The sequence below is a fragment of the Clostridioides sp. GD02404 genome (genome assembly GCF_045898275.1).
In the GTDB taxonomy this organism is placed as follows: domain Bacteria; phylum Bacillota; class Clostridia; order Peptostreptococcales; family Peptostreptococcaceae; genus Clostridioides; species Clostridioides difficile_A.
Map to the genome: position 1 here is coordinate 104,873 of NZ_JBJOCA010000008.1, position 12,801 is coordinate 117,673.

Annotated in this window: 9 protein-coding genes; all 9 read right to left on the reverse strand. The window is 26.8% G+C overall.

The features are described 5' to 3' along the window. The gene (locus tag Q3287_RS07080) at positions 1 to 3,432 is read right to left on the reverse strand and encodes a GGDEF domain-containing protein (RefSeq protein WP_407963769.1); all 3,432 of its coding nucleotides are present in this window, start codon (positions 3,430 to 3,432) and stop codon (positions 1 to 3) included. 32 nt (positions 3,433 to 3,464) lie between these two features. Beyond that, positions 3,465 to 5,642 (reverse strand): EAL domain-containing protein, encoded by a 2,178-nt coding sequence (locus tag Q3287_RS07085; RefSeq protein ID WP_407963770.1) that lies wholly within the window; start codon positions 5,640 to 5,642, stop codon positions 3,465 to 3,467. Positions 5,643 to 5,903: 261 nt separating this feature from the next. Beyond that, a complete protein-coding gene (locus Q3287_RS07090) occupies positions 5,904 to 6,743 on the reverse strand; it encodes a prephenate dehydrogenase (protein WP_407963771.1) in 840 nt (279 codons plus the stop codon). Positions 6,744 to 6,763: 20 nt separating this feature from the next. Continuing rightward, on the reverse strand, positions 6,764 to 7,297 hold the full coding sequence (locus Q3287_RS07095; RefSeq protein ID WP_169466834.1) for a shikimate kinase: 534 nt from the start codon (positions 7,295 to 7,297) through the stop codon (positions 6,764 to 6,766). Between the two features lie 11 nt (positions 7,298 to 7,308). Then, positions 7,309 to 8,118: a shikimate dehydrogenase gene (gene aroE, locus Q3287_RS07100; protein WP_407963772.1), complete on the reverse strand. Its 810-nt coding sequence runs from the start codon at positions 8,116 to 8,118 to the stop codon at positions 7,309 to 7,311. Between the two features lie 46 nt (positions 8,119 to 8,164). After that, positions 8,165 to 9,361 carry a prephenate dehydratase gene (gene pheA / locus Q3287_RS07105; RefSeq protein WP_407813962.1) on the reverse strand — a complete coding sequence of 399 codons (1,197 nt, stop codon included), beginning with the start codon at positions 9,359 to 9,361 and terminating at the stop codon, positions 8,165 to 8,167. Between the two features lie 2 nt (positions 9,362 to 9,363). Further along, positions 9,364 to 10,443: a chorismate synthase gene (gene aroC / locus Q3287_RS07110; protein WP_054276706.1), complete on the reverse strand. Its 1,080-nt coding sequence runs from the start codon at positions 10,441 to 10,443 to the stop codon at positions 9,364 to 9,366. Then, positions 10,421 to 11,734, reverse strand: a complete 1,314-nt coding sequence (gene aroA / locus Q3287_RS07115) for a 3-phosphoshikimate 1-carboxyvinyltransferase (protein ID WP_054276705.1) — start codon at positions 11,732 to 11,734, stop codon at positions 10,421 to 10,423. Before aroA ends, aroC begins: the two co-directional genes overlap by 23 nt. Continuing rightward, positions 11,734 to 12,798 (reverse strand): 3-dehydroquinate synthase, encoded by a 1,065-nt coding sequence (gene aroB, locus Q3287_RS07120; RefSeq protein WP_054276704.1) that lies wholly within the window; start codon positions 12,796 to 12,798, stop codon positions 11,734 to 11,736. Before aroB ends, aroA begins: the two co-directional genes overlap by 1 nt. Positions 12,799 to 12,801: the final 3 nt, after the last annotated feature.

The window sequence follows — 12,801 nt, forward strand, 5'->3', positions numbered from 1 at the left end:
TTATTTATTTTTGTACAAAGAAATATCTATACACTCTATGAGACAGTTATATTCTCCGTCTATCCAATTAATCCAACTTGCTATACTTATATTTGTACCAAATGTATTTGTCTCCATATTGAATTTCGAGTGTTTATTTTCTTCCAATCCATTAAGAGGACAATTATTACAAGGTTTATTAGATTTTAATAATGATTTATAACAAGTCTCACCTAGTTTTATTTCTAAATCTAGACTTGATACCTTATTATTGATAAAAAGAATTTCATAAGTATTTGGATTTACTATATATATATAATTATCAATGGAATCAAGGACTTCCTTAAGTACAGGTTTAGATTTTTCATTTTTATTTACTTTTTCTATGTTATCGTAATCTATATTGCTAACTTCATTTTGATAAGCGTAATCATTGTAAAGTGCATATTTATCTTTACCTTTACTTTTTGCATAATAAAGTGCTATATCTGCTTTTTGATAAAGGTCTTCAAATATAGTTCCATGTTCTGGAACAAATGAAATTCCAACTGTACCTGATATTTTATATGTCTTTTTGTTTTCAGTATAAGAGTTTCTAAATATATCACATATTTTTTCAGCTTTCTTTTTAGCATTATCAAAAGATTGAATATTCTTTAAGAATACTATAAATTCATCTCCACCAATACGACCCACTATATCATCTTTTCTAAAGATAGGTTTTAGATGTTTAGAAACCTCAAATAATACTTTATCTCCAAATACATGTCCTAAATTATCATTTACAGATTTAAAGTTATCTATATCAACAATTAAAAATGCATGTATTCCTGAGCTTGACTCTTCAGAGCCTAAGAAATCATTAATTAGTTTTTCAGTAGTCCCTTTATTATATAATCCTGTAAGGGTATCCCTTTCTGCTTTTATTTTTAATCTAATTTCTTCATTCTTCTGTTTATCAATATCTTTAACATAAGCAAGAGCTTTTATATCATTCGTAATAGAGTCTTTTATCAGGTGCATCGTGCAAATAACCCAAATCATTTTATTTTCTTGATTCATTCTTCGATATTCTAATTTTATTTCACTTATATTATTCTTGTGTGCAGTCAACAAATTCTTACACAAAAAAGTATTTAAAAATACATCTTTATCATCTTTATAGATAATATTCTTTGCTATATTTTTTACCATCTCTGAGTAGTTGTTGTCAGGCTTAATTCCAAATTCTTTATACCAGTTTTCATTTCCTCTTATAAAAGTATCTTTTGATACATTTATCTCATAAGTTATCATTGCTTCTGATAATATAGCTGAATGATATTTACCTTCTTGATTATATCTTATTTCTGCCTCTTTTTGTTCACTTATATCTTCTTGTATACCAATTGCTCTTACAGGTTTCCCATCTTCATCAAAAACTGTAGTCAAAGTAACCTTATTCCATACATAACTTTTATCTGGAAGTTTTATCTTAATTATACAATTTGCTATTTTTGCTCCATTCATTATTTTCTCGTACATATTTATAAAATCATCACTAAAATCTTTATGAATTATTCCTGATTCTACTAAAGAATATGGAACATTTTCAGTAATATTAGGAATGTTGTACTTATCGAGTTCTTTATTAGTATTTAAAAGTGATTTTGTTTCTATATCATATTCAAATATAGTGTTTGATGTTTGTCTTAATGCAATTCTAACTCTTTCTTCATTGATTTTAAGTTTTTGCTCTACATTTTTCAAATCAGTTATATCAGTCAAAATCCAAATACCTTTTTTACTTCCATCACCATCAATAATTAGCCTTCCTTTTACAGAAACCCAGATAATATTACCATCTCGTCTTATTATTCTATGTTCATATTCAGCTATGCCTTTTTTATCTAACTGATGTTTTATACTTTCAAGAGTCTTTTTCCTATCATCGTAAAAAACGAGAGTACATGCCCTGTATTGAAGTTCTTCTTCTAGTTGTTTGCGAGTATATCCAATCATTGAAAGATAACCAGCATTAGTGTATTGTATAGTAAAATCTTCATCAAAGTCTGTTATAAGTATGCCACCTAAAATATTTTCTGATACCATTTCAAGTTCTAGATTTTTTTGTTCCATTTCTTTTTCTAATTGTTTCGTTTTTGTAATGTCTACTGTTACACAACAAAGATACTCTTTACCATCAGGTTCTGTTATAATTTCTCCTTTATTTAAAACCCACACTACATCACAATTTTTTGTTATAACTCTGTATTCTAGCTCAATAGTTTTGTTTTTGTGAAGCTGTTCAGAAATCTCCTCTTTTATTCTTTTTACATCGTCTTTATGTATTAGATTATAAAAGTCATTATTAAATATGGTTTCTATTTCTTCTCTTGTATAACCAAACAAATCTATAAATCCATCACTTAAAAAATTAAATTCATACCTTTCTCCAATCGTACATTTTTGTACTCCTCCAGGGATGCTATTTGTAATAGATGATATTTCTTTGTTTGTTTTTAATATATGTCTTCGAGATTTATTATTTTTATAAAAGATGTATATTATAAGTATAATAAATAATAAGAATACTTTAAAAATTAGAGAAAATGCTAATTGATTTATTTTATCAATATTTTTTCTTACAGTATATTGTGGTATAACAGAAAGCACATACCAATCATTTACGCCAATTGGTGTATAAGTGGCATACCTATTCTCCCCTTTATATTCATATGATGTAAAACCACTTTTGTTATTCTTTGTGTCCTCGTATATTTTTTTGTAGCTATAACCTTCATCAAAAGAAGCCTTTTTAAATATATCATATATATTACTACTAGATTTAATGATATTATTTGTATGCGAAGATTTTAGAACAAATTGTCCACTAGATTCAAATATATCTATATATCCCTCACTATTAAAACTTGTTATATCTATAAATTCAGCTAGTTTATCATTGTAATAAGAACCATACAAAATACCAACTACATCATTATTTTTAAATATAGGTGTAGCTATAACAAAAGTATCTTTTCCATCAATTGGAGATTTCACAACCTCAGATATATTACTTTCTCCTCTAATTGCTTTTTTAAAATATTCATAATTTGATACATCGATAGTTTTTCCATCACTAGTATGACTTATCCCCTTAGGAGATACAATAGATATTCTTTGAAAATCAGATTCCTTTGATATTCTAGATAACAATGGAATTATTTCTTGATTATCTATAGTATCAAAGTATGAAACCATATTTGATACACTTTTAATGAATGATAAAGAACTATCCAATTTTATTTTTATTGCATTAGAACTTTGAAGAGATATCTCTTTTAAATTAACTTTATTATTTTCTTCTTCTTGAACATTAGTTTTAAATGCAAAGTCAGAAAAAGAAATTATTGTAAATAAAAATATTAAAACAATACTCAATATGCTCTTTAAAGATTTTGCTCTTATCATTTATTTACCACCTCCCATTTAAGATTTATTGACTATATTTTATAGACTAATTTTTCAAATTCTTTAACTGGTAATGGTTTTGAAAAATAATATCCTTGAACAATATCACAATTTGCTTCTTTTAACATTTTTATTTGACTTTTAGTTTCTATTCCTTCTGCGACGACACTTATTCCTAATTGCTTGATGAGAGAAACTATGCTTTTTATAACAATTTGACTTTTATCAACATCTTTATCATCTATAAAAAATCCTCTATCTAATTTTATTACATTTAATGGTATATTTTTAAGCATATTTACAGAAGAATATCCTGAGCCAAAATCATCCATCGAAACTATAAAACCAATATCTTGTAGATTTCTACTCACATCAAATAGAATATCAGTATCTCCAAACATACTGGATTCAGTGATTTCAATTTCTATTAAACTATATGGTATTTTATATTTATCACATACATCTACTATCTTTGAAATAAAATCTTTTTTTAAAAAATCAACTCTTGAGAAATTTACAGATATAGGCAATGGTGAAATACCTTTATCAAATAAGAATCTAATTTCTTTACAAGCTTGTTCTAATATGTACATATCGATTTTTCTAATAAATCCATTTTTTTCAAATATAGGAATAAAATCTCCTGGATATATTATGTCTTTTTCTGTATACTGCCATCTTACTAAGGCTTCACTTCCACAAAATTTATCTAATCTAATATTATATTTTGGTTGTAAATACATTACAAATTGACCATTTTCAAGTGCATATTCCATTTCTTTTTCTATCTTATCTTCAAGTAATAGCTTATCTCTTAATTTATCATTAAAAAAAGCAAAGTTCACATCACTATTATTTTTTATTGAAGATTTTGCAAGTGAAGCTCTATCACTATATACACTTACAGTCAAAGTTTTATCTTTAATTTCATAAATTCCAAAAGATAAGTTCACAAGTTCATTATTTGCTATAATCTTTTTGATTGTATTTATTATATCTTCTTTTGTATTGTATGATAACAATATATTAAAATTATCAGCACTTACACGAGCAAAGGTTTCATTATTATTGGTTAGTTCATCTAAAGTACTAGCTATATTTTTTAAAATTAAATTTCCCTTTTTATGACCGTAGATATCATTAATCGCTTTAAATTTATCAATATCAAATATAACCATTGCATATTTATTATTTTGTGAAGATTTTTTTAATAAATTTGTAACATCTAATTCAAACTTTCTCCAATTTGAATAACCAGTTACCAAATCTGTATAGGCCACCTTTTCTATAGTTCTTTGGCTCTTTCTCTTTGAATATAGTATGTACATTATAATGCCTAAAAATAAAAATGAAAGTATAATCCATCCAATAATTGTAACTATCATTAAATCATTCAATTTTTTAGATACAACCATCTTTGGAACAAAGGACGCTATAAACCAATCATTAATTCCTAGAGATGTGTATGCCATATAAAAATTCCCATCTGATTCTTCAACTTGCACTACACCTTGGTCTGACTTTTTCATATTTTTAAAAGTAAATCTTTTTTCAAAGTTAATTTGAGATAGGTTTGTAATATCTGAGTTTAAATTTTTATGATACGATGGAATAATTATATTACCATCACTATCACATATAAGTGAAAAACCTTCCCCATCAAATGTAGAAATTGATAAGAATTCAGATATAAACTCAACATCATAATCAGCTGCAATCACAGCAACAATTTTCCCTTTATTATATAAAGGTACAGCATATGTTTCAGTAAGTTTTCCAGTGGTTTTATCTATTAATGGTTTTGATATATTAGATTTACCTTTAACTGCAAGTTTAAAATAATCTCTATCTGAAAAATCTGTTCCAAAAATTGTTTCAGCATAACCTTTCCCATTTGGCAAAATTAGACCAATATTATTATAATTACTGTCTTTGTTATAAGATTTTAGAATTTTTAAAGTTTTTTCTAAATTAAAGCTATCCTCTGTCTCTAAAAGTTTAGAAATGCTCTCTAATTTATCTAAATTACTTGTCAATTTACTATTTATTGCGATTTTACTTTCTGTACTAATTTCAGACAGATATTTTTGTGTTTCATATTCTAGTGCACTATCCATATTACTCACATAAAAAAAAGCAAATATACTAAAAAAGAATAGCACTATAAATGCGATTAACATATTTTTCAATATTGGCCTACTATTTTTCAAGTAGATACACCTCTCCCTCTTTAACAACTATAATTTAATTGATTCATTTTATTTTACTATTAATAACTCTTTTTTACAATTAAGTTTCATAAATTGTTAACAAAGACCATTTTTTTAAATATTATTTATAAAGTGGCAATATTTAAGGGTATAAATACATCAATAACATATTTAATTATATTAAATCTATAGATATTAATACAATTAAATATGCTATCGTTTATATCTATACCCAGCGACAAGTAGCTTAAATAGCAATCTTTATTTTTCTAGACTTTCTCTTCTTATTGAAGATTTTTTAAAATATTCTATTAATTTATTTTTATCATTATTAAAAATAGCATCTTTTATCAAATTTACTTCTGACTCAAAATTTTCTATAGATTTTAGTAAATTATCTCTATTTCCTAAAAAAAGTTCACTCCATAAATCTTCATTCATATTTGCAATTCTAGTTAAGTCTCTATAACTGTCTCCAATAAATTTACCTGTATCTCTATCTTCTTCATCACTATTTATAAGAGCAACTGCCATAACATGAGGAAGCTGAGATGCAAAAGCTATAATCTCATCATGTTTCTGTGAAGTCAATTTTTTTACTCTTTTAAACCCTATTTCCAAAATTAAATTTTCAACCAATTCTAAATTTTTTATATTATTTCTACCAGTTGGAGTAATTATATAATTTGCTTCTTTAAAAACCTGTTCACTTGCAAAATCAATTCCCTTCTTTTCTCTTCCTGCCATGGGATGCCCAAATATAAAATCTATGTCATCTGGAATTATTTTTAATACATCATTGATAAGTGTTTCTTTTATTCCTGTAGTATCAGTGATTATAGTTCCTTTTTTAAAGAATTGCTTATTATTATTTAAAAAATCCACAATTAATCTAGGATATATAGATAATATAATTAAATCAGCTTCCTTAAATAGCTCTTTACCTGTAGTACTTCCTTTTTTTATGATTTTTGATTCTTCTGCTTTCTTTAAAGTTTCTAAATCTACATCCACTCCAAATACATTTTCATATCCTGCTTTTTTTAGTGCTTTAGCAAAAGAACCTCCTATAACTCCTAGCCCTACAATAACAATATTCATTATCTTCATTTCCCCCTAGATTATTTTTCTTTAAACTCAAATTTAAAATTATCACTGATTGCATTCGTAATATTATATATAGCATTATTTAATGACTTATCATTTAAAATCTCAATATCTGAAAACTTTTTATAAAGACTTATTCTCTCATCATAAAGGTTGTATAATCTATCTTTGCCATTCTTTAATAAAGGTCTTGAATTAATATTTATATCTTCTAAAATTTTTTGTACAGGTCTATCAATAAAAATAACTATACCTGTTTCTTTTAATATCTCCATATTTGCATCTTTTTTTATTACACCACCACCAGTAGATACCACTGTTTTATCACTAATAGAAAGTTCTTTGCATGCTTGTGTTTCATAGTCTCTAAAAACATCTTCTCCTTCTGAGAACAATTCTGCTATACTTTTTTGTGATATTTCACTTATATAATCATCCATATCACAGAAACTACAATTATACTCTTGAGCTAGAAGTTTACCGATTGTAGTTTTTCCACTTCCTGGCATACCTATTAATATTAATTTTTCTTTTGGTTTATTTATCATAATAATCCCCCTTACAAAAACTCTAATTTTAATTCATTATATATAACATCTAAAATATCATTATTTATTTTTCTATTCTGCCAAATTTCCTGAGACTTTATTGCTTGACCTACCAACATATATAAACCATCACAAGTTTTCTTACCCATATCATTACCAATTCTCAAAAACTCTGTTTCTCCAGGATTATAAATTAAATCCACTAAAGTATCAAAATTTTGTATAATTGATTTTGGTACTGGTGATATTCCAACATTAGGATACATTCCTACTGGTGTAGCATTTATCATTATATCTCCTTTTATAAATTGAAGTTCTTCATAATCTATTAATATAGCTTTATCATTTAATAATTTTTTATTATCTTTTTTTCTAGTTGAAACATAAACTTTATCTACACCAGAATCAAGGAGATATGTAAGAGCAGCTTTAGATGCTCCACCAGTTCCTAATATAACAGCGACTTTTTCTTGAACATTAATATTGGCCATTTTAAACATACTATCAAGACCAAAGTAATCTGTATTGTAACCATATAATATATTTTCTTTAAGTAAAATTGTATTAACTGCTCCTATTCGTTTTGCTTCTGGTGATATAAAATCTAAATATTTCATAATGCGTTCCTTATATGGCACAGTGACATTTACTCCTTGTATCCCTAATAATTTTATAGCACTCTCTAACTTGGATATATCTTCTTTTGATATTTCAAAGTTTTTATATGCACTTTCAATATTTAATATCTCAAATATTCTTTTATGGATTTGAGGTGAAACACTATGAGAAAGCTTTTCACCTACTAGACCAAAAAAATTCATCTTTGTACCTCCTAATAATTAAATTTAAATAAAGAATTCTATTTTACTATTCAATTTTATTCTTATATACACCTATAAATTTAAAATATGCTGTATTATGTTCTATCAATTCTAATAAATTGTACACTTTTGGATTATAAATAGAGCATTCAAAATCTATATAAAAGAAATATCTCCATGAAGCATCCTTCATAGGTCTTGATTCTATTTTTGTCATATTTATATTATTTTCAGCAAAGTACCCAAGTACTTTATATAGTTTTCCTGCTTCATGTTCAACAGAAAATACTATGCTCATTTTATTTGATTCTTCATCAATGTGTATCTGATTGCTGATTACTACGAATCTAGTGTAATTATTCGTAATATCATTTATACAAGGACTTATTATTTCTAGTTCATAAATATTTGCAGCTTTTTTACTTGCAATTGCTGCTTTTGTTTTGTCTTGAAGTCTTTTTACAAGTTCAGCACTTGTTGCTGTATTATTAAATGGTATCAGTTTCCAATTACTATTCTGTTTTAAAAACTCACTACTTTGCCCTATCCCTTGTGGATGAGAGTATATTTCTTTTATATCTTCAAGTTTTGTACCTTTTATTCCAATTAAATTTTGGTCTATTTTTATACATTCTTCTCCAACTATATAGAAACCATATTTTCTTAAAAGGTCATAAGTTTCAGAAATAGCTCCTGTAGATGAATTTTCTATAGGTATTATTCCATAATCTATTTCTTTATTTTTAAGTGCTACGAAAACATCTTCAAATTCTTTAAATTGTTTTTTGGATATTTTTTTGTTGAAGAATTTATTTAATGCTTCTTCTGTAAATGAACCTGATATACCAGGAAACCCTACTAGGATATTTTTTTTATTAATTTCATATTTTAAAGTTTTATATTTATTGATGTTTGACAAATCAAATTTCTCATTTGATGAATTTAGATTACATTCAGATTTTTCTTCTTTATCATCATCCATTATTCTCTTTTGTAATCCCCTACTAATCTCCATTATAGAATTAAAAAACTGTATCGTTTCTTGAGAATACCCTTTATTATCCAAATTATCTACAGCTTTACTTAGTACCTTTTCTTCTCTATCTTTTTGAAATATAGTAGTGTTATTTTTCATTTTATGTTTAGCAATCTCAAGAACTGTATTCATTCTCTTTTCAAATAATTGAATAAGCTCTTTATCTATGTCATCAATTTCATTTCTATATCTTGTTAAATCCTCCATTATTATCGTCCTTTCACCAAATCAAAAATTCCAATAGCCGTTACTGCTTCTATTACAGGTACTGCTCTTTGAACTATACAAGGGTCATGTCTACCTTTAATAGATAAAATATCATCTTTTTTATCTTTTATATTAATTGTGTTCTGCTGAACACTAATCGATGGTGTTGGTTTTACTGCAACTTTGAAAATTATTGGCATTCCAGTTGTAATACCTCCAATAATTCCACCATTATTATTTGTTTTACTCCTAACTTGATTACCTTCATAATACATCTCATCATTACTTTGAGAACCATACATATCTGTAAGTCCAAAACCCAAACCAAACTCTACACCTTTTATAGATGGAACAGAAAACAATAAATGTGATAGAGTAGATTCAACAGAATCAAAAAATGGATTCCCAATGCCTACATTAATTCCCACTACTGCACATTCAATTATTCCACCAACTGAATCTCCTTGATGTTTTGCATCTATAATAGTATCTCTCATAGTGTCTTCCTTTGATAAATCAAGTAAAGGTAACTCTAAAGTTTGTAAATTTGTTAATTGTTGTTTTGATATATCTGCATAATCAAAGCTAATATCTTCTATATCTTTAATCTTTTTTATATGTGCTCCTATCTCTATTCCTTTTTGTGATAGAATTTGTTTACATATAGCACCACAAAATACTAATGGAGCTGTTATCCTCCCTGAAAAGTGACCTCCGCCTCTGTAGTCATTAAATCCAGAATATCTTACATGCCCTGTATAATCTGCATGTCCTGGTCTCATTAAATTTTTAAGTTCCCCATAATCCTTTGAACGAGTATCACTATTTCTTATGATTGCACATAGTGGAGTTCCTGTAGTTTTACCATCAAAGTATCCACTTAGAATTTCTGGTATATCACTTTCATTTCTTGAGGTAGATATAGAATTTTTTCCAGGTGCTCTTCTCTTCATTTCTTTATCAATCTTATCAAGGTCAAGTTCAATTCCAGAAGGAAGACCATCTATATTTATACCTATAGCATTTCCATGAGATTCTCCAAAAATTGAGATTTTCAAATTATTTCCCCATATTCCACTCATCAATTCGCCCTCCTAACATCTCAAAATCTTTAAAAAAATGTGGATAAGATTTAGATACACACTCAAAATCTTTTAATACTATCGGTTTGTCACATCTACAAGAAGCTATTGCAAGTGTCATTGCAATTCTATGGTCTTTATGACTCCATACTTCTACTCCACCATTTAGCTTACTTACCCCATCAATTATTAAACTATCTTCTTTTTCCTCTATATTTGCTCCAAGTTTACTCAACTCAACACTTATTGCATGAAGTCTATCACATTCTTTAATTCTAAGCCTTCCAGCATTTATTATTGTAGTTCTTCCTCTACTTAAAGCTGCTACTACTGACAAAACTGGTATTATATCTGGACACTGAGATGCATCTATTAGAGTACTATTTAAACAATTAACTATACCTTTTATTTTTTCATCTTCTCTTAAAATATCCATACCCATTCTAGATAAAATATCAATAACTTCACTATCACCTTGAAGAGAATCTTCTTTAAGGTCTAGTATATTAATTTCTCCTCCAATAGCATCTGCTGATAAATAAAATGCACCTTGAGAATAGTCACCTTCCACTTTATAATCTCTAGCTTTATACATTTGATTTCCTTTTATAATAAATTCTTTATAATTATTGTTTACAATCTCTATTCCAAAATCTCTCATAGTTGAAAGAGTTAAATCTAAGTATCCTTTGGATTCTAGCTCAGTTGTAATTATTATTTTTGAATCATTGTCTAATATTGGTAAAATAAATAATAAACCTGTTATAAACTGAGAACTTATATTTCCTTTTACTTTAAATTCATCTGGTTTAAGTTTTCCTGATATTACTAAATCCAGTTGATTTTCCTTATAGCTATATTCTATATTTTGTCTATCAAAAATTTCATAATAAGTATCAAGTGGTCTTTTCCCAAGATTTCCTCTACCTACAAATCTTTTTATTCCATCAAATGCTAGTGATATAGGTACTAAAAATCTTAAAGTAGAACCTGATTCATTGCAATCTATTGTCAATTTAGATTGATTTAATTGATTTTCTTTATTCAAAACTGCTTCTTTAGAAAAAATACCCGTAATTTCTAAAATATCTTCCTTCTTTTCTATAATAGCTCCAAGTGATGTCATTGCTCTTATAGTAGCTATAATATCATCAGAAAAATCTATATTAGAAATTCTACTTTTTCCATCACTTAAAGATGAACAAATAACTGCTCTATGTGCCATACTTTTGGATGGTGGGATTTTTACATCTCCAGACAATCTACTTGGATATATTTTTAAACTTCCCATCATTTTACCTCCTGAAAAAATTTAGAAGTAGTATTATATATAATACTCTCTCCAATGTTCTTTAAAAGTATTATTTTTAATGTATCACCTAGATTCTTTTTATCAAGAGATATTGCATCTATTATAGACTTATTATCTCTTAATTCAATTTCATAAGGCAAATCATAATTTATTAAAATTGATTTTATAAGCTCTGATGTACCCTCATTTGTGATTCCTTTTTTTTCACTTTCTAAAGTTATCTTATACATCCCTATGCCAACAGCTTCTCCATGAGTATAGCCAGAAAAATTGTAATATGTCTCAATAGCGTGACCTAATGTATGCCCAAAATTTAGAAGCATTCTATCTCCGAAGTCTCTTTCATCAGCTTCAACCACTGTTTTTTTAATAAAGCAACATTTGTGTATAATGTATTCTATATGTTGCATTACTTCTTCCCTATTTTTTAAACTTAAAAGCTTATCAAAAAAAGTTCTGTCTTTTATACATCCATATTTTATAACTTCAGCCATTCCATCTCTATAAAATTTTTCAGGAAGTGACAACAGTACATTTGGGTCGATAAATACAGCTTTAGGTTGATAAAAGCTTCCTACCAAATTTTTTCCTCTTTCAAGGTCAACTCCAACTTTTCCACCCACAGAACTATCAACTTGTGCTAACAAAGATGTTGGAATTTGAATGAAATTTACACCTCTTAGAAAAGTTGCTGCTACAAATCCACCTAAATCTCCTATTACCCCTCCTCCTAAAGTAATAATCAAATCTTTTCTAGTCAACTTAAAATCGAGTAAACTATCATATATTTTAGGAAGAGTATTAAATGACTTTGTTTCTTCACCAGCTTTTAATATTATAGCTTTAGTTTCAAATCCAGATTCATTTAAATTATTTTTTACTTCACTTAAATATAATTTCGCTATATTTTCATCTGTTACAATAAAAATCTTATTTCCAGAATATATTTTTTTTATTTCTTTACCTATATCTTTTAATATATTTTTTTTAATAAATATGTTATAGCTATTTTCTTTTAAATTTACTAATAATTTTTCTTCCACACT

Coding starts and splice junctions, on each gene's coding strand:
- Q3287_RS07080 (WP_407963769.1), bottom strand. CDS start 3,432: ATGATAAGAGCAAAATCTTTAAAGAGCATATTGAGTATTGTTTTAATA.
- Q3287_RS07090 (WP_407963771.1), bottom strand. CDS start 6,743: ATGAATATTGTTATTGTAGGGCTAGGAGTTATAGGAGGTTCTTTTGCT.
- Q3287_RS07095 (WP_169466834.1), bottom strand. CDS start 7,297: ATGATAAATAAACCAAAAGAAAAATTAATATTAATAGGTATGCCAGGA.
- aroE (WP_407963772.1), bottom strand. CDS start 8,118: ATGAATTTTTTTGGTCTAGTAGGTGAAAAGCTTTCTCATAGTGTTTCA.
- pheA (WP_407813962.1), bottom strand. CDS start 9,361: ATGGAGGATTTAACAAGATATAGAAATGAAATTGATGACATAGATAAA.
- aroC (WP_054276706.1), bottom strand. CDS start 10,443: ATGAGTGGAATATGGGGAAATAATTTGAAAATCTCAATTTTTGGAGAA.
- aroA (WP_054276705.1), bottom strand. CDS start 11,734: ATGGGAAGTTTAAAAATATATCCAAGTAGATTGTCTGGAGATGTAAAA.